Here is a 22496-nt window from a genome sequence, read left to right as displayed (position 1 = left end):
AAACTGGCGAAGAGCGACGTCGGCAGATCCTGGACACGATGCTCCGGATGGCCGGGGAACAGGGCCCCGACGCGGTCACGACCAAGGCATTGGCCGCGCGGATCGGCGTCACCGAGCCCGCACTCTATCGGCATTTCCCGGCCGGCAAGCCGGAGATGTGGCGGGCGCTGGCGACGGTCCTGGGCGAGCGCATGCAGATGGCGTGGCGCGCCGCGCTTGGCGAGACCGAGTCGGCACCGGCGCGCTTGCGGCAGCTTGTCGCCGCGCAGCTGCAGCTGATTGCGGCCATCCCGGCCCTGCCGGCCATCCTGTTCTCGCGCACGCTGCACCAGGGCAACGCCGCGCTGCGCGCCGGGATGGCGGAGGTCGCAGGACGCTTCCACGCGCGGCTGGAACACATCCTCGCGGACGGACAGCGCGCCGGCGAGATCGACCCCGACGTGGACCCGGACGCCGCTGCGTGGCTGCTGATCTCCGTGATCCAGGGGACGGCGATTCGCTGGTCGCTGTCGGAGCGGGCATTCGACCTCGAGCGTGAAGGCCTGCGGATTCTCGATGCAGCGCTTCGCGGCGTGGAGGCCAGCCACCAGGCTCGGGGATCGGCGCGGTGAGCGGGTAGCCGGCGCGCGACCAGCGTGGAGCTGGCAGGGGCCACACGGCGGGAGGGCTCATCGTAGGCGGGTGGCTGGGCTTGCACCCGCGACGACCCTGCACTTTGCCTCTTGGTCACCCGTGCCAAGAGCAACATTACACACTCGCTTGCAGGCTTTATCGCGGTAATCGTCTCTGCCTGGCTCTTGCCTCACCTCAAGGCTGCCATGCGGGTAGCCGCTTTTGACAGAAAAGGATTTCCGGCAAGTTCACATCCACGGCGCGGCGAGCTGGTCGGGCGGGAAGGGAAGGCCAGGGAACTTGCCCGTTATGCGCGCGAGACTCTCGATCCTGCCCGCCGCATCGGCGGCGGAGTTCCCAGTGGCGAGTGGCCACGGGTATACTATGGCCGGGAAGCCGACAGCCTGACGACCGCGTTCGAGGGGGCGCTGTCGCCGCTTCGGCGAAGCCGCCCGCTGAGGTTTCAGGGACTCCTTTAATTCGGTTCCACGGTCTATATTATCGATCGGCGCGGGCGGAGGGGTAGACCACGCACTCGATTCCCTGTCACGGTTGGTCTAAGGTTCATCCGCGTCTTCCATGCCGACCGGTTTTCATCTTAGTGTGACTTGAACTCGACCAGCAGGAAACAATTATGGCGAACAAACGACCTGGCTCGCGCGGCCATATCGTTGCAATTGGCGGTGCCGAGGACAAGTCCTCGGACCTCGAAGTGCTGTCCCGTGTCTTTTCACTGGCGCCCAGGAACAACACGAAGGTCCTCGTTATCGCGACAGCAAGCGGATACCCCGAAGAGGTGCTTCCGGCCTATCAGGCCGCCTTCGGGCGGCTCGGCGCGAGCGAGGTTCACGCCCTGAATATACGAAATCGAAAACAGTCCGCCGACCAGGACAATGTGGAGATGGTCAAGAACTGCGGCGTCGTGTTCTTCACCGGCGGCGACCAGCTTCGCCTGACCCATGTTTTCGGCGGTTCCCCCGTCCTGGACGCGATCAGGGAGCGCTACATGGCCGGTGCCGTGATCGCCGGCACCAGCGCCGGCGCCGTCGCCATGTCCGCCACCATGATCTACAACGGCTCCGCCGCCGATGCCCTGCGCAAGGGTGCGGTTAGCATGACCCGCGGCTTCGGCTTCGTCGAAGGTGTAATCATCGACAGCCATTTCCTGGAGCGCGGCCGCTTCACCCGGCTGATGGAGGCCGGCACCACGAACCCCGAACTGATCGGCGTGGGACTCGGCGAGGACGCGGGCGTCATATTCTATTCCGGCAATATAATTGAGGCTATCGGGCCAGGTCATGTTATTATTGTCGATAGCGGCAGATTAGCACGTTCTAATGTGGCTGAAGTCAGTGCTGGCGCCCCGGTGGCTGTTGAAAATATGCTGGTTCATGCACTAATTGCCGGTTACGGGTACGATATTAAAGATAGAAGGTACATGTCGCCCGAGGAATTCACAGCACGTATAGGTGGTACCGGTGCAGATCCTTGAGCACAGAGCGCTTCGTGGCCCGAATTACTACAGTCGCTATATGGTTATTTACATGCGGCTCGACATCGGCGAGCTGGAGCACCGGCCGAGCGATATGGTGCCGGGCATCGTCGAGCGGTTGAAGGAGCTTATGCCCGGCCTGCAGGAGCACCGCTGCTCGGTCGGTCGGCCGGGCGGGTTCCTGGAGCGGGTGACGCGCGGCACTTGGGCCGGTCACGTGGTCGAGCACGTCGCCATCGAACTGCAGAACATGCTCGGCTTCTCGGTGGGATACGGGAAGACGGTCGATAGCTACGATCCCGGCATCTACAACGTCGTCTACCGCTACCGCGACGAGGCATGCGGGCTTGCCGCCGGCCGCGAGGCCGTCGATGTCGTGGAGAGTCTTTTCAACGAGCGCGAAATCGATATCGACGCGGTGATCGGCCGACTGAAGGAGGTGCGCGACGCGCACATGCTGGGGCCGTCGACCGGATCGATCGTGAACGCCGCCAAGGCGCGGAACATCCCCTACTTCCGCCTCAGCGAGGAGAGCAGCTACATTCAGCTTGGCCACGGCTACAAGCAGCAGCGTTTCCAGGCGACGGTCACCTGGAAAACCAATGTTATCGGCTATGGCATCGCCGACGACAAGGACTGGACCAAACAGATCCTCGGCGACGCGGGCATACCGGTGCCGCAGGGTCGAGCATGCTATTCAGTTGAAGAGGCGCTCGAAGCGGCACACGAATTCGCCTATCCGGTCGTGGTGAAACCGCTTGTCGGCAACCACGGGCGCGGCGTCAGCACGAATATCGGTGACGACGCCGCCTTGCACGAAGCCTACGAAATCGCCCAGGCGCGCCATTCCACCGTGATTGTTGAGCAGTACATCAAGGGCGACGACCACCGCCTCCTGGTCATCGACGGCAAGCTCGTGGCGGCCGCGCGGCGACGGGCGGCGCATGTCATCGGCGATGGCAGGTCGACGCTGCAGGAACTCGTGGACCAGGCCAACGCGGACCCGCGCCGTGGCGTCGGGCATGAGAACCTACTGACCCAGATCTACCTTGATGAGCAGTCTCATCGTCTCATCGAGCAGCAGGGCTGGACACTTGCCAGCAAGATCCCGCGCGGGGAGATCGTTTGGCTGAAATCGACGGCCAACCTCAGCACCGGCGGCACGGCGACGGACGTCACCGACGACGTGCATCCGGAGGTCCACGATGTCGCGGAGCGCATCGCGCGGCTGATAGGTCTCGACATCATCGGCATCGACCTTCTGGCCGAGACACTGTCGAAGCCGCTGGACGAGCAATCCGCCGGCGTTGTCGAGGTCAACGCCGGGCCCGGCTTCCGTATGCATCTGGCGCCAACCCATGGGCAAAGCCGCGACGTGGGCGCCCCGGTGGTCGATATGCTGTTCCCCGACGGCGGCGACGGGCGGGTGCCGATCACTGCGATTACCGGGACCAACGGTAAGACCACGACGACACGGTTGATCTCGCACCTCCTTCGGCATGCCGGCCGGAAAGTCGGGATGGCCTGTACCGGCACGATCGAGATCGATAATCACATCATCATGCGCGGCGATTACAGTGGCCCGCAGGCCGCGGCCACGGTGCTGAAGGAGCCCACGGTCGAGCACGCCGTGCTCGAAGTGGCGCGCGGCGGGATCATGCGCCGCGGCCTCGGCTTCGACGAGTGCGACGTCGGCGTTCTCCTCAATATCGACAGCGACCACCTGGGCGAGCGCGACATCCACACGCTCGACGAACTGGCCCGCTGCAAAACGGTTGTCGTCGACGCTGTGCGCGAGACCGGCACGGCCGTATTGAACGCCGACGATCCCAGGGTTCTTGAGCAGGGGACCTACTGGGCGCGCGGGAACATCATTTACTTCACCTTGAATCCGAATTCGAAGGCGGTGCGCCAGCACGTCCACGACCAGGGAGTTGCGTTCACGGTCTCGGAAGGCCGCATCGTCATGCGTCAGGGGCACATCGAGGCCGAGGTCATTCCGGTGAACGACGTGCCGATCGCTTTCGAGGGCCACGCGCCATTCAACGTTGCCAACGCCATGGCGGCCGCGGCGGCCGGCTTCGCACTCGGCCTTACGCTCGGCGACATTCGGATGGGGCTGCAGACCTTCCATCCGACTCCCGGTCAGTTGCCGGGGCGCACGAACCTGATCGAGGCCGACGGTGTCCGCGCGCTGATCGACTACGGCCACAATGTCCCCGCGCTGGTGGCACTTGACAAGCTGGTAAGCAGCCTGACCGCGAACAAGCGGATCGCGGTGGCCAGTGCGCCCGGGAACCGGCGGGACGAGGATCTGATGGCGCTCGGCGCTCAGTTGGCCCGGATGCACGATGCGTTGTTCATCTGCGAATCCGACCCACGCGGGCGCGAGATCGGCGAGGCGGCGGAATTGCTGCGGCGCGGCGCGGAAGAGGCGGCCGCATCGCATTGCAAGGCGGAGGTCGTGCTTGTCGAGCATGACGCGGTGGAACGTGCCTTCGACGCGGCGTCCGAGGGCGACCTGCTGGTGCTGCTGGTGGACGATATCGACAGCGCGATACAGCGGCTGAAGGGCCGCAGCTTCCGCACGCCCGCCCCTATCGCCGCGAAGTGAGGGCTCCCGTGCGCCGCGGCGCAGTGTGTTGAACTGAATTCGTCCAGTGAGGGCTGCGATGGCTTCGAACGTGTTCGTCATGGGCTTGAATGACTTCAATCTGGCGAAGCTGCAGCGGATTCACGGCGCCGAGGACATCAACTTTCACGGTGTGATCGATCCGGCCGCCGTGTACGACACCGAGGAATTCGATATTCCGGCCATGCTTCGCGAGGCCGAGGACAGGATTGCCGGCTTCGATGGCAAGGTCGATGCGATCATCGGCTACATGGATTTTCCGGTGTCGACCATGCTGCCGTTGCTTTCCAGGAGGTTCGGCACCCGCAACGCCTCGCTTCAAAGCCTGCTGAAGTGCGAACACAAATACTGGAGCCGTGTGACCCAGCGGGAGGTGGTTCCCGACTGTATACCGAACTTCACTTGCTTCGATCCCTTCGACGACGGTGCATTGGCGAAGCTTGGCGACGCCGGCCTGTACTTCCCGTTCTTCGTGAAGCCGATCAAATCGTCGGGCTCACGCCTTGGCTTCCGGATCGACAGCCCCGAGGACTTCGAGCATGCCGTTGGCAAGCTGCGTGCCGAGATCGGGCTGATCTCCGAGCCGTTCAATTATGTGTTGGAGCAGGCCGAGCTTCCCGAAGAGATACGCGCGGTCGATGGCGGTTTCTGCATGGCGGAGGAGATTATCGGCGGGCATCAATGCACCGTCGAAGGCTATGTCCACGAGGGGGAGGTGGTGCCCTATGCCGTCGTGGATTCGGTCCGCTACCCGCAGGTGCTCAGTTTCTTCTATTATCTCTACCCTTCGAAGCTGCCCGCGCGTATCCAGCGGAAGATGAACGAACTTACGCGCAAGGTCATGAGCCACATCGGCTATGATAACGCGGCCTTCAACATCGAGTTCTTCTGGGACGAGGTCCAGGATCGGATCTGGCTTTTGGAGATCAATACCCGCATTGCGCAGGCCCATTGCGACCTGTTCGAGAAGGTTGACGGGGTGAGCCACCATCAAGTGACGGTGGACGTGGCTCTCGGCCGCAAGCCGCGCATGGTAAGCGGCGAAGGCGAGTATGCGCTGGCGGCGGACTTCTTCCATCGCGTCTTTCTCGGGGACGGGCGCGTCGCTCGCGTGCCGACGGCGGAGGAGATCGCCGGCGTGGAACAAGCGATGCCCGGAACGATCGTCCGCCCAAACGTACAGAAAGGCATGATGCTGTCGGATCTGCCGGAACAGGACAGCTACAGCTTCGCCGTGGCGCAGATATACATGGGCGCGAAGAACCGATCGACTCTGTTGCGCAACTACGAGCGCGTTCTGAAGAAGCTTCCATTCGAGTTCGACGAGATCATTCCGTAATCACCCAGGAAGCGGCCTCACGCTGCATCTGCTCCTGGCGTTCAGGGGCCGATCTGGAACGCCGTTTCCTTTTTCACCGTGCGTAATGTGAAACTTGAGTGGATGCGGGCGACCGCCGGGAAGCGGGACAGGTACTGTGCATGCACACGTTCGTAGTCGTGGAGGTCGCGGACAGCCACCTTGACCAGGTAATCGGCCTCTCCGGACATTAAATAGCATTCCATGATGTCCGGGCAGTCCGCCACCGCCGCTTCGAAGGCGGCCATATCGCCCTCCTTCTGGCGCGTCAGCGTCACCTGCACGAAAACCGTGGTGGCCCGGTCGACCGCCGACGGGGCGATCAGAGCCGCATAGCCGGCGATGACGCCCGCCTCCTCCAGGTGGGCGACGCGCCTGGAGCATGCGGACGCAGAGAGGTTCACGCGTTCCGAGAGCTGCTGGTTGGTGATTCGGCCATTGCTCTGCAAAACCTTCAGGATCCGTCGATCCAGGGCGTCGAGCTCGATATCATGCAGGATATTCGACATTCTCAGCCTCATGTGCATGAAGATTGCGCAATCTGCCGAATTCTCGGCTAAAATCGCAAGCACATTCCTACTTTCTTGCGGCAACCTTTCCGTCCCATCGAATCCGCTTGATAGGAAGGAAAGAAAGCCATGCGCGTCGGTGTTCCCAAGGAAATCAAGAGCCAGGAATATCGCGTCGGCTTAACGCCCGACGGGGCGCGCGAGCTGGTGGCGCGTGGCCATGAGGTCCTTGTGGAAACCCAGGCAGGGGCGGGCATTGAGGCCGGTGACGGCGAGTACGAGGCCGCTGGTGCGCGCATCGCGCCCGATGCGGCGTCGGTCTTCGCGAACGCCGAGATGATCGTCAAGGTGAAGGAGCCACAGGCGGAGGAACGCGCGCGCCTCACCTCGGACCACATCCTGTTCACATATCTGCATCTGGCACCGGACGCGCCGCAGACCCAGGATTTGATCAAGTCGGGTGCAATCTGCATTGCCTATGAAACCATCACCGACGATGACGGCGGGCTGCCGCTGCTACGCCCGATGTCGCAGGTGGCCGGACGCCTTTCGGTGCAGGCGGGCGCCCAGTCGCTGGAGTGGGAGCGCCGTGGCCGTGGCCTGCTCATGGGCGGTGTCCCGGGCGTAGCGCCGGCCAAGGTGGCGGTGATCGGCGGTGGCGTCGTTGGTGAGAACGCAACCCAGATTGCGTTGGGCATGGGTGCCGAGGTCACTGTCCTGGACCGCAGTCCGGCGGTTCTGGAGCGTCTCTCGCATCGCTTCGGCTCGTCGCTGAAGACCGTGTACTCGACCAAGGGTAGCCTGGAACAGGTGGTTCTGGTGAGCGACGTCGTTGTCGGTGCCGTGCTGGTCGCCGGCGCCGGCGCGCCCAAGCTCGTCACCCGCGAGATGGTCTCGGGGATGAAGAACGGCTCGGTGCTCGTGGATGTCGCAATCGACCAGGGCGGCTGCTTCGAGACCAGCAAGGCGACCACCCATGCCGAACCGACATTCGTGGTGGATGGCGTCGTGCACTATTGCGTCGCCAATATGCCGGGAGCGGTGCCACGCACATCGACCTTCGCGCTGACCAACGCGACGCTGCCGTACGTGATCCGGCTGGCGGACAAGGGCTGGCGAGAGGCACTGCAGGCCGACCCCCACTTCCTGAACGGCCTCAACGTCGTGGATGGAAAGGTCACTTGCGCGCCAGTGGCGAAAAGTCAGAATCTGCCGTACGTCGCGCCGGAGACGGTGCTGTAAACCAATTCGACGCCTTCCCTTTGACAGGGGTTTCCAGGGGGAGCGGGTGCCAGGACGGTTTGCCGCCCGACATTCGCGGCTTCCGCAGAGGGTAATGTAGCTGCACCCCGGTTTTCAGGGAGTCGCGGGGGGCGGCAGGGCAAGCGCTCACCCGTCAACGCAACTGGCTGTCCTTGCTGCCCCGGCGGTTATAGCCGCTGTCGATGGCCTGCTGCTTGTCCTGCAATTCCTGACACGCAACACACAGGCGAACGCCGGGAACCGCCCGGCGCCGGGCTTCGGGAATGGGCTCGTCGCACTCTTCGCAGTGGTGCAGGCTTTCGCCCCGCGGCAGGTTGCCGCGAACGCGGTCGACCGCATCGGCCACGCTTGCGTCGATCTGGTCCTGTACGGCGCCGTCCCGGGTCCAGCCACCAGCCATGGGTCTGCTCCTGCGTTTCTCCCGTTACCGACCGCTGGGTCGATCCAGACTAGTATATATAGCACTCGCGCCCTTGCGAAAGTTGGGCGCCGCATCGTTACCGAATGCTGCCGGAACTTGGCCGGACCGAATTCGGCCGCCGTATCTGCGACGGCGCCGGCGCCAAGGTCCCGCCTTGCCACGCTCGATACAATCGCTTTCCCACTGACCGTATTCGGCGGGACATTCGATAGTATGATGTTCGCCGGTTCGAAGGGGTGTCGTAGTATTCCGCTCTGCGGAACAACCTTCCGCATTTTCGCTTTGACGGAAAGGGGCGGGAGCGGCTTTGCTTCGTAGCCAGGCGGCGCGCCCGGGCTTGAGCGAGCGCCAGGCGTCGGGTCGAAGACAACTGCCCTCGGAAGCGATGCGCCGCTAAAGCCGGCGGGCGGAAAGGGAGGATACGGGCCTCATGAATTTCAGGAAGCTCTTGAACCTGGCCGGTGCCACGGCGATTGCAAGCGCGCTGGCGCTGTCCGCCCAGGCCAAGGACCTTACGATGCTGACGAGCTGGGGCGAGAGCTACAATGCCGTTCCCGTCTTCGCCGTCGGCTTCGCGAAGCGGGTCGAGGAGCTGTCGGACGGTGAGGTGAAGATCGATCTGCGCGGACCGGAGACGGTGCCGCCGTTCGAGCAGCTTCAGCCCGTGTCCAGCGGCCTGTTCGACATGCTTTTCACCCACGGCGCCTATCACAAGGGCCAGACCGCGATGGTGTTCGGCATGGACGCCATCGAGGACGATCCCGTGAAACGGCGCGAAAGCGGTATCTACGACCTGATCGACCAGCACTACAACAAGAGGGGCCTGAAGCTGATCGGCGTGTTCTCCGCCGCGTCCGGCTATCACGTTCTGCTGCGCGAGCCGATCGGCGAGAGCGGCGACCTGTCGGGCCTGAAGATCCGTGCTTCCGGCACTTACCACCATTTCGTCAAGGAACTGGGCGGTTCGGTCGTGACGATGCCGGCCAGCGAGATCTACGGCGCCCTGGAGCGGGGCGTGGTCGACGGGGCCGCATGGCCGGTGTTCGGCGCGCTGGACTACAAGTGGTACGAGGTCGCCGACTACATGGCGCGGCCGACATTCGGGGTAACAAACCTGTCGCTGTTTATGAACCTGGATAGCTGGAACGCTCTCAGCGACGAGGAACAGGACATCTTCATCGAAGCCGCCAAGCAGCTTGAGATCGAGGGCCGCGAGCACTTCGAGATGCTGTGGGCGGAAGAGGAAGCCGAGCTGAAGCGCCGCGGCATGGAGATCACCGAGTTCGGTCCCGACGTGGCGCCGCGTGTCGACGCGGTCTTCAACACCGGCGTCTGGCAGGATGTCGTCGAGCGCTCCGGCGAGGACGGCCGGCAGTTCCGCGACATGGCGATCGAGAAGGGCCTGACGGAACAGTAAGCGACGCAGAGGGGAGGGCGCCGGGATGAAAGCGATAACGCGCGGTCTCGGCGCCCTTTTGCGTTCGCACGATCGCCTGGCGGACCTGACGTACGGACTGTCGATACTGGCCGTCGCGGCGATCGCCTTGGTCACCTCGCTGGAGGTGGTCATGCGCTATGCCTTCAACGCGCCGCTCGGCTGGTCGGGCGACTCCGTCATGGTCGCCCTGTCGGTGCTGACATTCCTCGCCGTGCCGCGGATCACGCGAGAGAACGCGCACGTCGCCATGACCTTCGCCGTTGACGGCGCGCCGCCACCCGTGCGCGTTGCCCTGGCGCGGCTGGGCAACGCCGCCGGCTTCGCCGTCTGCGGCATCTGCGGCTGGTACGGGGCGGACGCGGCCCTCCAGCATTACCAGACCGGGGTCCAGATGATCACGGTCACGGCCTGGCCCAAGTGGTGGGTCACCGGAACCATCGCCTACGGGCTTCTGAGCGCGGCGCTGTATTTTCTGCGCCACCTGCTCGAAGCCCCGCGGGACGCGCGGGAGCACGAATGGACTGGTACGTATTCCTGAGTGGCGGCTTCGGCCTCCTGCTGGTCCTGTTCACCGCCGGCCTTCCGGTCTTCGTCGCCTTCCTGGCGATGAATATCCTCGGACTGGTCCTGCTGACCGGCGACCTCAGCGGCGTCAGCCTGATCGTCAGTTCGATGTACGCTACCAGCACCAGCGTGTCGCTGGCGGCGATCCCGATGTTCATCCTGCTGGGCGAGATCCTGTTCCGCACGGGCTCCGTCGCGATCTTGTTCGACGCGGTGGATGCGCTTGTCGGGAACTTCCGGGCGCGGCTGTTCACGGTCTGCGTCGTCCTGTCGACCCTGTTCGGCGCGCTTTCGGGCTCGGCGATGGCGGTGACGGCGATGATGGGTAGCTCGCTGCTGCCCGAGATGGTGGAGCGGCGCTACGATCGGCGCATGTCCATCGGCGCCATCTTCGCCGGGGCCAGCCTGGCGCCGATCATTCCGCCAAGCATCATGGCCATCGTCCTGGGTATGCTGGCGAAGGTTTCCATCGCGTCCCTGCTGGTCGCCGGGATACTGCCCGGCCTGGTGCTGGCGGCGATATTCTTCGTCTATCTTATGGTGCGCGCGCGTATTGCGCCCGAACTGGCACCCGCAAGCCCGCGCGTCGACGCACCGGCCATGGAGCGGCTGGCGACGGCGTCGCGGGCGCTGCCGTTCCTGCTGATCATCGCGACGATTCTGGGGCTGATCCTCGGCGGCGTGGCGACGCCCACGGAATCCGCGGCGATGGGCGTGGTCGCGGCGCTGGCGGTGACCGCCGCGATGGGCAAGCTCACCTTGAGCGGGCTGCGCGAGGCGCTGGGCTCCACCGCGTGGATCACCGCGATCATCCTGATCATCATGGCCTGCTCGGTGTCGTTCAGCCAGGTGCTGAACATGAGCGGCGCCACCTCGACACTGGTTCGCGCCGTGACCGAGCTCGACTGGGACCGCTGGATGATGTTCGCCATCCTCCAGGTGCTTCCCTTCGTGCTGTGCATGTTCGTCGACCAGATCGCGCTGATGATCATGCTGGTGCCGATCTATCTGCCGATCGTGGGCGCGCTTGCGTTCGATCCGGTGTGGTTCTGGCTGATCTTCCTCATCAACATGTCGGTGGGCGGGATCACGCCACCGTTCGGCTATACGCTCTTCGCGCTGAAGGGGGTGGCGCCGGACGTCCCGGTTCAGGAGATGTATCGCGCGGTGATTCCCTTCATTCTCATCTTCGCCGCGGCGATTGTGGGCTTTGCCCTGATGCCCGAGATCGTCACCTACCTGCCGTCGTTGATGTAGCGGCGGGCTTTCACGAACGCAGCTAAACGGGGGAGTCCGATGGATCTTGGCATATCCGGCCGCAAGGCCCTCGTCCTGGGTGGCACCAAAGGCCTTGGCCTGGCGTGTGCGCGCGCGCTAGACGAGGCCGGCGTGACCCTGACGATCAACGGCCGCGACCCCGAAAGCGGCAAGGCGGCGGCTGATGAACTCGGCGCCGCCTTCGCGCAGGGCGACATCGCCGACGCCGGTGCCCGGACCGCGTTCCTTGAGAGCGTCTCGGCACAGCACGGGCCGTTCGACATCGTCGTCACCAACGCCGGCGGGCCGCCACCCGGCGCATTCCTGCAGCACGACCTCGACACCTGGCGGCGCGCCATCGAGACCAACATGTTGGCCGCCATCGAGGCCGCGCGCATGTTCGTCCCCGGCATGGCCGAGCGCGGCTTCGGCCGGGTCGTGAACGTCACCTCCTTCGCGGTGCGCGAGCCGTATCCGAACATGGCGCTGGCGAACGGGGCGCGTGCAGGACTGCATGGCGCGATGGCGACGCTGGCCCGCGAAGTGGCGGGGCAGGGCGTGACGATCAATAACCTTCTGCCGGGTCTGATGGACACCGGGGCGCTGCGACGGGTCTACGCCGCCCAGGCGGAACAGCAGGGCATCACGCAGGACGAGGCGAAGGCGCGCATGGCCCAGTCGATTCCGGCGGGCCGTCTGGGCACGGCCGAGGACTTCGGCCCCTTCTGCGCATTCCTTTGCAGCCGTCACGCCGGCTACGTCACGGGCCAGAACATCACCGTCGACGGCGGTCTCGTACGCTCGCTCTTGTGAGCGTCCACGCTTTCATTCACGCGAACAGGACCAGGGATAGATGTTTGATCCGAATGCCGCGCAACTGAAGCTGGGAATCATCGGCGCCGGCGCCATGGGGACCGGCATTGCGCAGGTCGCCGCCGTCGGCGGCATTGACACCCGCCTTCACGACGCCGACGCCGCTGCCGGCGAACGCGGGCTGCAACAGGTCCGCAAGCGCCTTGAACGGCAGGTCGAGAAAGGGCGCATGTCGGCCGCGGACGTCGAGGCGGCGGTTGCCCGGTTGTCGGTGGCGGATGCGATCTCCGACTTGGCCGACCGCGACGTCGTCATCGAGGCGGTGGTCGAGGATCTCGACGTCAAGCAGGCGATCTTCGCGAAATTGGAAGAGACGGTGTCGGAGCGCTGCATCCTGGCCTCCAACACCTCGTCCCTGCCGATTGGCGCGATTGCCGCCAACTGTGCGCGGCGCGGGCGTATCGCCGGCATGCACTTCTTCAATCCGGTCCCGTTGATGAAGCTGGTCGAGGTGGTTCGCGCCCTCGATACCGCCCCGGAGGTGGTCGAGGCGCTCAGCGGCCTGGGCGAGCGCATGGGGCGCACGCCGGTCACGGTGAAGGACACCCCCGGCTTCCTCGTCAATTTCGGCGGCCGCGCCTACACGACCGAAGCACTGGCGCTGATCCACGAAGGAGTCGCCACGCCCGCGCAGGTGGATGCCGTCATGCGCGACTGCTGCGGCTTTCGCATGGGGCCGTTCGAGCTGATGGACCTGACCGGGATCGACGTGAACTATCCCGTGACCCGCTTCGTCTGGGAGAGTTTCTTCAACGATCCGCGCCTGCGCACCACGCCGCAGCACCGGGCGCTGCGGGAGGCCGGACGCCTGGGGCGCAAGACCGGCGCGGGGTTCTATGAGTACGGCGAGGACGCGAAGCCGGAGAGCCCGGATGCCGTCGTCGGCACTCGCCCGGCGCAGCGCGTCGTACTGGTAGAGCCGGACGACCGTCTGGCCGAGCTGGTTGCCGAAGCGGGCGCGGAGGAGCTTCGCGAGGATGACGGAAAGGCGCCGCTACTCGCCGCGCCCATCGGGGAGGACTGCACGGCGCTGGCCGTCCGCACGGGCGTCGATGCCCGCCGGCTCGTCGCCGTCGATACGATGTTCGATACCTCCAGGCGGGTCGTGGTGATGACCGCGCCGGGCGTGGACGGCGTGACGCGGGACAGCGTGATCGACCTGCTGGGCAAGGTTCGCGGCGTCACCGCCATCGGCGATTCCGCCGGCTTCATCGCGCAGCGGATTGCCGCGATGGTTGGCAATCTGGGCTGCGAGATGGCGCAGATCGGGCTGGCGCGGCCGGACGAGATCGATCTCGCCATGCGCCTCGGCCTGAACTATCCCAAAGGGCCGCTGGAACTCTGCGATGCCATGGAGCCGTCGAAGGTCCACCGCATCCTCCAGCAGGCGCAGGCGATCACCGGGGACGACCGCTACCGCCCCAGCCAGTGGCTGCGCCGGCGTGCGCTGCTCGGGCTGCCGGCGGGTCAGTGCTGACCGGCCCTGACTTCCTCCGCGACTTCCTGCAAGGCCGTCGTCAGTTCGCCCGACATTTCCTCGCAGGACACCGCGCCGGTGGAGACGGGGAGGGTCAGGGCGAACTGGCTGGCGCCGTCGGTCAGGCCCACGGCAAGGCCGCCGATCCCCTTCTTCCAGACGTTCCGGACCACGACCACGGGCGAGGCAAGCGCCTTCTCCAGGCGGTCGCTGAAGCCTTGCACGTCGCCGTCCCGGCGCAGCAGGTCGGCACGGATCCGCGCGGCGGTCATGCGGCGTTCGCGCTCCGGCATCTGGGTGAGGAGGGCAAGGCCCGCCGCCGACACCGCGATGGGCAGGCGCGCGCCGGTGGCCAGTCGCACGGCGACAAGGCTGTTCCCCTGCACGGCGCTGAGGAAGGTGACGTGGAGGCCGTCGCGAACGGCAAGTGCCGCGGTTTCGCCGGTCTTGGCCGCCAGGCGTTCCAGCAGCGGATGGATGCGGTCGACCAGCGTGAAGCCCTCCAGCACCGAGTAGCCCAGCGAGACCGTCTTGGGCGTCAGGGCATAGCGGCGAGAGGACTCGTCCAGGCGCAGATAGCCGAGGGTTGTCAGGGTATGGGTAAGGCGGCTGACCGTGGACGGCGCCAGCCCCGTGCGCTGGGTGAGCTGTTTGTTGCTCAGCGGCGTGTTCGCTCGCGAGAACGTCTCCAGGATCGCGAGCCCACGCGCCAGGGCGTCGACGAACTGCCTGTCCTTTTTCTCGATCAAGGGCCCCCTCACTATTCCGCTGTGCGGAACTGTATTCTGCAATTTCTCATTGAAGCTAACCCTGCATCGAACGAAAGTCGAGGCCGACAAGGACGAAATTATGGGGAGCAAGCCGATGCTCACCGGCGACATGCTGCGCCGTTCCGCATACCGGTTTCCGGACAAGCCGGCGATCCTTTGGGACGGTACGGCCACGCTTTACCGGGACCTGGACGCCTCGGCCAACCGGCTCGCGCACGCGCTTTTGAACGAGGGCCTGGAAAAGGGTGCCAAGGTGGCGATCCTGTGCCGCAACCGGCCGGAATACGGGACCGTGTTCTTCGGCGTGGCGCGCACCGGCTATGTCCTCGTGAACGTCTCGGTACTCTACGCGCCGGAAGAACTGCAGTACGTGCTGGATAAGGCGGACGTGGAACTGCTGTTCTTCGAGCGGGCGCTGGCAGAGAAGGTGTCGGCCGTCGAGGGACGGCTCCCGAAACTCAGGAAGACGGTCGTGATCGGCGGCGAGGCAGGCGGTGCGACGACCTTCGAGGCTTACCTGCAAGGCCAGCCCGAAGACGAGCCGGATGTTGAGCTTCGCGAGGACGATCCCTTCTGCATGACGTACACCGGCGGCACCACGGGCCGGCCCAAGGGCGTCCTTGCCAGCCACCGCAACCGCGATACCACCGCACACACGGTGATGGTCGAGGAGGCCATCGACGAGCGCGACGTGGTCGGCATCGTGACCCCCCTGTTCCACGTCGCGGCGCTCAACATCATGTTCCAGCCCGCCGTGCTGGCCGGGGCCACCTGCACCTTCCTTACCAAGTGGGATACCCGCGCGTTCGCCCGGATGGTGCGGGAAACCGGGATGACAGCGGCCTTCATGGTTCCCACACAGGTCAGCATGGCGGTGAGCGACCCGGAATTCGACGCGGCGGACTATGCGACCTTCCGCAAACTCAGTTTCGCCGGTGCACCGATGCCCGACTGGGTGCAGGCGGAGATGATGAAGCGCCTGCCCGACGTTCGGATCACCCAGATCTACGGCCAGTCGGAAGTCGGCGTCGTGGCGGTCCTGCGTCCCTGGTATCTGCCGGAGAAGCTGGGGGCTGTCGGCCGGCAGGCCTACAACGTGGACGTCCGAGTGGTGGACCCGGAGGGCAAGCCGGTCGCGCCGGGCGAAGTGGGCGAGGTCGTCTCCAAGGGTGACAACGTCATGCTGGAATACTATGGCGAGCCCGAGCAGACCGCCGGTTTCTTCAAGTTCTCCGACGGCTGGGGCTGGACCGGCGATCTCGCGACCATCGACGGGGAAGGCTTCATCACGCTGGTCGACCGCTCCAAGGACATGATCATTTCCGGCGGCGAGAACATCTATCCGAAGGAAATCGAGGACGCGCTCTATTCCCACGACGCCGTGGCGGAGTGCGCGGTGTTCGGCATCCCCGACGACAAATGGGGCGAAGTGCCGGCCGCCCACGTCCGCCTGAAATCTGAGGGTGGCGTGAGCCAGGAGGAGCTGGAAGCGCACTGCGCGGAACGGCTTGCCCGGTTCAAGCGGCCCCGATTGATCGAATTCGTCACCGAGTTCCCCAAGACGCCGATCGGCAAGATTCAGAAGAACGTTCTGAAAGAGCCGTACTGGAAGGGGCGCGAGAAGAAGATATGACCCAGCGATACAGCGACTACGAACGCCTCAAGTTCGACTGGCCGCAGGAGCGCGTTCTCCGCATCACCATGGAGAACCCCGGCCGCCTGAACGCCGCCGATGAAGTCATGCACGGCGAGCTGGTGCGGGTATGGCGCGAGATCGACGCCGATCCGGACGTTGACGTCGCGATCATCCGCGGTGCGGGCGAAGCGTTCTCCGCCGGGGGCGACCTCGACCTTGTGGAGCAGATGACGCAGGACTTCGAGGTTCTGACCCGCGTCTGGAAAGAGGCGCGTGATCTTGTCTACAACGTCATCAACTGCTCCAAGCCCATCGTCTCGGCGATTCGCGGACCGGCGGTGGGCGCCGGGCTGGTGGCCGGGCTGCTGGCCGATGTCTCCGTTGCCGGGAAGACCGCGCGTATCATCGACGGCCACACCCGCCTGGGCGTGGCTGCCGGCGATCACGCGGCCATCGTCTGGCCGCTGCTCTGCGGCATGGCGAAGGCGAAATATCATCTCCTTCTTTGCGAGGCGGTTAGTGGCGAGGAGGCCGAGCGTATCGGCCTCGTCTCGCTCTGCGCCGAGGACGCAGAGGTCGACGACAAGGCGCTGGAAGTGGCGGCCAAGCTCGCCGCCGGCTCGCCGACGGCGATTCGCTGGACCAAGTACGCGCTGAACAACTGGCTGCGCATGGCCGGCCCGTCGTTCGACACCTCGCTGGCGCTCGAATTCATGGGCTTCAACGGTGCGGACGTGCGCGAGGGCCTGGCCTCCCTGCGCGAGAAGCGCCGCCCGAACTTCAAGAAGGGATCGCCGCTGTGAGCGAAGCGTTTATCTGCGACGCCGTGCGCACGCCCATCGGTCGCTATGCCGGCGCGCTGGCGTCCGTACGCGCCGACGACCTGGCCGCGGTGCCGATCCGCGCGCTGATGGAGCGTAACGCCGGTGTCGACTGGGCGGCCTGCGACGAGGTCTTTTACGGCTGCGCCAACCAGGCCGGCGAGGACAACCGGAACGTGGCGCGCATGGCCAGCCTGATCGCAGGCCTGCCGGAGAGCGTGCCCGGCGCCACCGTCAACCGCCTGTGCGCATCGGGCATGGACGCCGTGGGCCAGGCTGCCCGCGCCATCCGGCTTGGCGAGGCGGGTCTCGCGCTTGCCGGCGGTGTCGAGAGCATGTCGCGTGCGCCCTTCGTCATGCCAAAGGCGGACACTCCGTTCAGCCGCAAGGCGGAGGTCTTCGACACCACCATCGGTTGGCGTTTCGTCAACCGCATCATCGAGGAGCAGTACGGCATCGACAGCATGCCGGAGACGGCCGAGAACGTCGCCGAGGCGTGCGACGTCTCGCGCGCCGACCAGGACGCCTTCGCGCTGCGCAGCCAGCAGCGCACGGCGGCCGCGGTCGAAGCGGGGCGCCTGGCCGAGGAGATCGTCCCCGTCGAGGTTCCCGCCCGCAAGGGGCCGCCGCAGGCGGTGACGGCGGACGAGCATCCGCGCCCGAACGCGGACCTGGAGAGCCTGGCGAAGCTTCCCACGCCGTTCCGGCGCGAGGGCAGCGTGACGGCGGGCAACGCTTCCGGCGTGAACGACGGCGCCTGCGCGCTTCTGGTCGCCTCCGGCGAGGCGGCGGAACGTTATGGCCTGGAGCCGATGGCGCGGATCGTCGGCATGGCGACGGCGGGCGTGTCGCCGCGCCTGATGGGCCTGGGACCGATCCCGGCCTCGCGCCGCCTGCTGGAACGGCTCGGGCTTGGCATCGCCGACATCGACGTTATCGAGCTGAACGAGGCGTTCGCGGCGCAGGCGCTGGCCGTGCTGCGCGAGCTTGGGGTTCCCGACGACGGCGAGCATGTCAATCCGAACGGCGGGGCCATCGCGCTGGGCCATCCGCTGGGCATGAGCGGCGCGCGGCTCGTCACCACCGCCGCGCGCGAGTTGCATCGGCGTTCCGGCCGCTATGCGCTGTGCACCATGTGCGTGGGCGTCGGCCAGGGCGCCGCGATCCTGATCGAGCGGGTGTGATCGAATGAGCGACTATCAGGACACCGTCCTCCTGGAACGGCCGGAAGAGCATGTGGCGCTGGTGCGGTTGAACCGGCCGAAGGCGCGCAACGCCCTCAACATGCAGCTTCGCCAGCGCCTTGCGGAGGTGTTTCAGGAGCTTTCGGCGGACACGGACGTACGTTGCGTCGTGATTACCGGCAACGAGGAAGCCTTCGCCGCCGGGGCCGACATCCGCGACATGGTGGACACCAGTGCCGTGGAGATGTACCTGCGCCATACGGAACGGCTCTGGCGCGCGGTGTCGGACTGCCCGCATCCGGTGATATCGGCCGTCAACGGCTATGCCCTGGGCGGCGGCCTGGAACTGGCGCTCAACACCGACATCATCATCGCGGGCGAGGGCGCCAAGCTGGGCCAGCCGGAAGTGCGGGTCGGCATAATGCCGGGCGCGGGCGGCACGCAGCGCCTGGCGCGGACCATCGGCAAGTACCAGACCATGCGCCTGACCTTGACGGGCGAGATAATCTCCGCGCAGGAAGCTTTCTCGATGGGCTTCGTCAGCAAGGTGGTGCCGGACGCCGAGGTGCTGGAGACTGCCCTTTCCACCGCGCGGACCATTGCCTCGATGCCGCCGCTTGCCGTCGAGCAGATCAAGGAGGTCGTGGTCCACGGGCCCGACGCGTCGCTGGAAGGCGCGCTGCTGATGGAGCGCAAGGCACTCCAGGTGCTGTTCGCCAGCGACGACAAGGTGGAGGGCATGAAGGCCTTCCTGGAGAAGCGCAAGCCCTCGTTCAGCGGCCGGTAGGATTGCAACCTCCTCGCGTCATGCGAGCTATCCGCCGGCTTCCTTTGTAGTCTGTGCACAGAAAGAATACACTGCGGTCGGCGCCCAGCCGGTCGATGTCCGCAGGTATGTTTTCCGTGGTCGGGCCGCGGGGCGGCGCCGTGCCAGCGCGGGCGTGGATCGAGGAGCCGGATGACCAGGACGTCGAAAGAGCATCTCTACCAGGACCTCAAGCGGCGGGTGCTGACCATGGAGCTTGAGCCGGGCGCCGACCTGGACGAAACCCGTATCAGCACGGAATACGGCGTTTCCCGCACGCCGTTGCGCGACGTATTCCGGCGTCTGGCGGGCGAGGGTTACCTGGAGATCCGCGACAATCGCGGCGCCACGGTAGCGCCGATGACGTACAAGACGCTGCGCTATTTCTTCATGACCGCGCCGATGGTCTATTCCGCCGTCGGCCGGCTGGCGGCTCAGAATGCCACGGCGAAGCAACTCGACAAGCTGCGCGACGCCCAGGCGCGGTTCCGCGTGGCGGTGCAGGCCGGATCCGTCGACGACATGGTGTACTGGAACGACCGCTTCCATCACATCATCGGCGAGATGTCGGATAACCCCTACCTGATGCCCAGCCTGCAGCGTCTGCTGATCGACCATGCCCGTATCGGCCAAACCTTCTGGCGTGCGCGCTCAGAGGATATGCGCGAGCGGATCGAAGCGGCGGCGGCGCATCACGACAGGTTCATCGAACTGATAGAAGCCGGCGACGTCGAAGGGGTCGTCGGCCTGACCAAGGACCATTGGGCGTTGTCGCAGGATCACATGGAGATGTTCGTGCGTCCCGACCCCCTGCCGGACGACAGCGAAACCGGGTAGCCGACCGCGCCCTTGTTCCGCTCCGGCCGGCCCCGTATTCTGTATGCAGATTGTGTACAAGGAGTGCCGGATGCAGTTCGAAGGCATCTATACGCCAGTGATCACGCCCTACGGTGCGGATTGGAACGTGGATTTCGACGGCTTTGCCGCGGTCGTCGAGCACCTGATCGCATCGGGCGTTGCCGGCATCATCGTGGCGGGCACCACGGGGGAGTACTACGCCCAGAGCGGGGAGGAACGCGTCCAGCTCATGCGCCGCGCGCACGAGGTGATCGCGGGCCGCATTCCGTTGATCGTCGGGACCGGCGCCCTGCGCACCGAGGAATCGGTCGAGTTCGCGCGCGCCGCCAGGGACACCGGCGCCGATGCGATCCTGGTTTCCACGCCGCCCTATTCCGTCCCGACGGAGCGGGAGAACGCGATCCACGCGCTCACCGTCGACCGGGCGGCCAATCTGCCGGTGATGCTTTACAACTATCCAGGGCGCACTGGCGCGAACATGGGCGAGGACTACCTGGACCGGGTGGGCCGCTCGCCGAACTTCCAGGCGATCAAGGAAAGCTCCGGCGATATAAACCGTGTGCATCTGCTCGCACGCGACTATCCGCACATCCAGCTAGCCTGCGGCATGGACGACCAGGCGCTGGAGTTCTTTGCCTGGGGCGCGCGTAGCTGGGTCTGTGCCGGATCGAACTTCGCGCCTGAGGCGCATATCGCGCTGCACCGCGCCTGCGCCGTCGATGGCGACTTCGAGCGCGGGCGCCGGATCATGAGCGCGATGCTGCCGCTGATGCGGGTGCTGGAACAGGGTGGCAAGTTCGTGCCTTGCATCAAGCACGGCATGACGCTGCGCGGCCTGCCGGCCGGCGATCCCAGGCGGCCGCTGACGCCGCTCAACAAGGACGAGAAGCGCGAGTTCAGCGAGGTCGTCCGCGTCATGGACAGGACCATCGCCGCGATCGAGGCAGAGGAGCGTGCCGCATGAGCGACTTGCAGACCCGAGAGGAATACCAGGCGATCGCGGCATCGCTGACACCGGCGGCCACCGCCTTCGTCGACGGCGCGTTCCGCCCGGCGCGATCCGGCAAGACGTTCGCCAGCACGAACCCGGCGACCGGGGAAACCCTGGCTGAAGTGGCGGCGTGTCAGGCGGAGGACGTCGACTTCGCCGTCCGGAAGGCGCGCGAGGCGTTCGACGACGGCCGCTGGCGCTGCAAGGCCCCGGCCGAGCGCAAGGACATCCTGATCCGCCTTGCCAAGCTGCTGCACCGCAACCGCCACGAACTTGCGGTGCTGGAAAGCCTGGACAGCGGCAAGCCGATCCGCGACTGCGCCACTGTCGATGTTCCGGACACCATCAACACGCTGAAGTGGCACGCCGAGGCTATCGACAAGCTTTACGACCAGAGCGCGCCGGTCGGAGAGGACGCGATGGCGCTGATCGTGCGCGAGCCCATAGGTGTTGCCGCCTGTGTCCTGCCCTGGAATTTCCCGCTGATGATGCTGGCCTGGAAGATCGGGCCGGCGCTTGCCAGCGGCTGCTCGGTCATCGTAAAGCCGGCCGAGCAGACCTCGCTCTCAGCGTTGCGGGTTGCCGAGCTGGCGATGGAGGCAGGGCTTCCGGCGGGTGTGCTGAACGTCGTCACCGGCGATGGCCCTGGTGCGGGCGAGCCGCTGGGGCTGCACGGCGATGTCGATATGGTGTCGTTTACCGGCTCCACCGAGACCGGGAGGCGCTTCCTTCGCTACAGCGCGGACTCCAACCTCAAGAAGGTCGTGCTGGAGTGCGGCGGCAAGAACCCTGCCATCGTGACGGACGATGCCGAGGACCTGGACCTCGTCGCCGAACACGTGACCAACGCCGCGTTCTGGAACATGGGGGAGAACTGCTCGGCGACCTCGCGGCTGATCGTGCACGAGGCGGCGAAGGCGCCGCTGATGGAGCGCATCCTGGCCCGCGCCCGGGACTGGCGGACGGGCGATCCGCTGGACCCGGCGAACCACCTGGGCGCGTTGGTGGACAGAGGCCACTTCGACAAGGTCTGCGGCTATCTGGAGCACGGGCGCGCGGAGGCCGAGGTCGTGCTGGGCGGGCAGGGCGCCGACGGCTATGTCGAGCCCACGATCTTCGACGCGGTCGACCGCGAAAGCCGGCTGGCCCGCGAGGAGATCTTCGGGCCGGTGCTCTCCGTCATCACGGTTCGCAGCGCCGACGAGGCGGTCACCATCGCCAACGACAGCCCCTACGGCCTTGCCGCCTCGGTGTTCTCGGCCAATGGCAAGCGCGCCCTGCGGACGGCGCGGGCGGTGCGGGCCGGCACGGTCACGGTGAACTGCTATGGCGAAGGCGATATCACGACGCCTTTCGGCGGCTATAAGCAATCCGGCTTCGGCGGGCGCGACAATGGCCTGCAGGCGCACGACCAGTACACGGAACTGAAGACCATCTGGATCGACCTGTCGGACAGGGGCCCGACCGACGCCGTCGATTGAAATCCATTCGAAAGCGAGCGCCGAAGCGGGAAGGGGGCCTTCGTAGCTCCCTTTC

20 protein-coding genes are annotated in these 22496 nt (G+C 65.7%); 17 read left to right on the top strand and 3 right to left on the bottom strand.

Going from position 1 to position 22496, the window contains the following annotated elements; genetic code table 11:
* From DRB17_RS18205 to DRB17_RS18190, 4 genes are all read left to right on the top strand, one after another.
* Nucleotides 1-611, top strand: a 611-nt coding sequence (locus DRB17_RS18205; RefSeq protein WP_147274953.1) for a TetR/AcrR family transcriptional regulator, incomplete at its 5' end; no start/stop codon positions are given.
* 635 nt (nucleotides 612-1246) lie between these two features.
* On the top strand, nucleotides 1247-2104 hold the full coding sequence (locus DRB17_RS18200; RefSeq protein ID WP_114583657.1) for a cyanophycinase: 858 nt from the start codon (nucleotides 1247-1249) through the stop codon (nucleotides 2102-2104).
* 40 nt (nucleotides 2105-2144) lie between these two features.
* Nucleotides 2145-4718, top strand: coding sequence for a cyanophycin synthetase (gene cphA / locus DRB17_RS18195; protein WP_241503888.1), 2574 nt, complete (start codon nucleotides 2145-2147; stop codon nucleotides 4716-4718).
* A 58-nt stretch (nucleotides 4719-4776) separates the two neighbouring features.
* Complete coding sequence (locus DRB17_RS18190; RefSeq protein ID WP_114583655.1) at nucleotides 4777-6075, top strand: ATP-grasp domain-containing protein; 1299 nt, start codon at nucleotides 4777-4779, stop codon at nucleotides 6073-6075.
* Nucleotides 6076-6116: 41 nt separating this feature from the next.
* Here DRB17_RS18190 and DRB17_RS18185 read toward each other — a convergent pair whose 3' ends face one another.
* Entirely contained in the window at nucleotides 6117-6602 is a 486-nt protein-coding gene (locus DRB17_RS18185; protein ID WP_161958887.1) for an Lrp/AsnC family transcriptional regulator, read from the bottom strand.
* 129 nt (nucleotides 6603-6731) lie between these two features.
* On the opposite strand from DRB17_RS18185, the gene ald reads away from it, so the two are divergent.
* Nucleotides 6732-7844, top strand: coding sequence for an alanine dehydrogenase (ald, locus tag DRB17_RS18180; protein WP_114583654.1), 1113 nt, complete (start codon nucleotides 6732-6734; stop codon nucleotides 7842-7844).
* Nucleotides 7845-7998: 154 nt separating this feature from the next.
* On the opposite strand, the gene DRB17_RS18175 is transcribed toward ald, so the two are convergent.
* On the bottom strand, nucleotides 7999-8265 hold the full coding sequence (locus DRB17_RS18175; RefSeq protein ID WP_114583653.1) for a DksA/TraR family C4-type zinc finger protein: 267 nt from the start codon (nucleotides 8263-8265) through the stop codon (nucleotides 7999-8001).
* A gap of 451 nt (nucleotides 8266-8716) precedes the next feature.
* Here DRB17_RS18175 and dctP point away from each other — a divergent pair, with 451 nt between their 5' ends.
* The 5 genes from dctP to DRB17_RS18150 are packed head-to-tail and all read left to right on the top strand — an operon-like array spanning nucleotide 8717 to nucleotide 13895.
* Nucleotides 8717-9703, top strand: a complete 987-nt coding sequence (dctP, locus tag DRB17_RS18170) for a TRAP transporter substrate-binding protein DctP (RefSeq protein WP_114583652.1) — start codon at nucleotides 8717-8719, stop codon at nucleotides 9701-9703.
* Nucleotides 9704-9728: 25 nt separating this feature from the next.
* The gene (locus DRB17_RS18165) at nucleotides 9729-10262 is read left to right on the top strand and encodes a TRAP transporter small permease (protein WP_114583651.1); all 534 of its coding nucleotides are present in this window, start codon (nucleotides 9729-9731) and stop codon (nucleotides 10260-10262) included.
* On the top strand, nucleotides 10241-11545 hold the full coding sequence (locus DRB17_RS18160) for a TRAP transporter large permease (protein ID WP_114583650.1): 1305 nt from the start codon (nucleotides 10241-10243) through the stop codon (nucleotides 11543-11545). The genes DRB17_RS18165 and DRB17_RS18160 overlap by 22 nt, the downstream gene beginning before the upstream one ends.
* Before the next feature lie 39 nt (nucleotides 11546-11584).
* Nucleotides 11585-12358, top strand: a complete 774-nt coding sequence (locus DRB17_RS18155; RefSeq protein ID WP_114583649.1) for an SDR family oxidoreductase — start codon at nucleotides 11585-11587, stop codon at nucleotides 12356-12358.
* Between the two features lie 40 nt (nucleotides 12359-12398).
* Nucleotides 12399-13895 carry a 3-hydroxyacyl-CoA dehydrogenase gene (locus DRB17_RS18150; protein ID WP_114583648.1) on the top strand — a complete coding sequence of 499 codons (1497 nt, stop codon included), beginning with the start codon at nucleotides 12399-12401 and terminating at the stop codon, nucleotides 13893-13895.
* Here DRB17_RS18150 and DRB17_RS18145 read toward each other — a convergent pair.
* A complete protein-coding gene (locus DRB17_RS18145; RefSeq protein WP_241503887.1) occupies nucleotides 13886-14644 on the bottom strand; it encodes an IclR family transcriptional regulator in 759 nt (252 codons plus the stop codon). The genes DRB17_RS18150 and DRB17_RS18145 overlap by 10 nt on opposite strands.
* 100 nt (nucleotides 14645-14744) lie before the next feature.
* Here DRB17_RS18145 and DRB17_RS18140 point away from each other — a divergent pair, with 100 nt between their 5' ends.
* From DRB17_RS18140 to DRB17_RS18110, 7 genes are all read left to right on the top strand, one after another.
* Nucleotides 14745-16298 (top strand): AMP-binding protein, encoded by a 1554-nt coding sequence (locus DRB17_RS18140; protein WP_241503886.1) that lies wholly within the window; start codon nucleotides 14745-14747, stop codon nucleotides 16296-16298.
* Nucleotides 16295-17104 carry an enoyl-CoA hydratase/isomerase family protein gene (locus DRB17_RS18135; RefSeq protein WP_114583647.1) on the top strand — a complete coding sequence of 270 codons (810 nt, stop codon included), beginning with the start codon at nucleotides 16295-16297 and terminating at the stop codon, nucleotides 17102-17104. Before DRB17_RS18140 ends, DRB17_RS18135 begins: the two co-directional genes overlap by 4 nt.
* A complete protein-coding gene (gene pcaF / locus DRB17_RS18130) occupies nucleotides 17101-18306 on the top strand; it encodes a 3-oxoadipyl-CoA thiolase (protein WP_114583646.1) in 1206 nt (401 codons plus the stop codon). Before DRB17_RS18135 ends, pcaF begins: the two co-directional genes overlap by 4 nt.
* Before the next feature lie 4 nt (nucleotides 18307-18310).
* Nucleotides 18311-19093 (top strand): enoyl-CoA hydratase, encoded by a 783-nt coding sequence (locus DRB17_RS18125; protein ID WP_114583645.1) that lies wholly within the window; start codon nucleotides 18311-18313, stop codon nucleotides 19091-19093.
* A gap of 171 nt (nucleotides 19094-19264) precedes the next feature.
* The gene (locus DRB17_RS18120) at nucleotides 19265-19948 is read left to right on the top strand and encodes a GntR family transcriptional regulator (protein ID WP_114583644.1); all 684 of its coding nucleotides are present in this window, start codon (nucleotides 19265-19267) and stop codon (nucleotides 19946-19948) included.
* Between the two features lie 70 nt (nucleotides 19949-20018).
* Nucleotides 20019-20933 (top strand): dihydrodipicolinate synthase family protein, encoded by a 915-nt coding sequence (locus DRB17_RS18115; RefSeq protein ID WP_114583643.1) that lies wholly within the window; start codon nucleotides 20019-20021, stop codon nucleotides 20931-20933.
* The gene (locus tag DRB17_RS18110; protein WP_114583642.1) at nucleotides 20930-22441 is read left to right on the top strand and encodes an aldehyde dehydrogenase; all 1512 of its coding nucleotides are present in this window, start codon (nucleotides 20930-20932) and stop codon (nucleotides 22439-22441) included. Before DRB17_RS18115 ends, DRB17_RS18110 begins: the two co-directional genes overlap by 4 nt.
* Nucleotides 22442-22496: the final 55 nt, after the last annotated feature.

Source organism: Ferruginivarius sediminum (assembly GCF_003344765.1).
GTDB classification, from domain to species: Bacteria; Pseudomonadota; Alphaproteobacteria; order Kiloniellales; family Rhodovibrionaceae; genus Ferruginivarius; species Ferruginivarius sediminum.
Note: the sequence above shows the minus strand (reverse complement) of the source record. Positions and strands in the feature narration are given on the sequence as shown.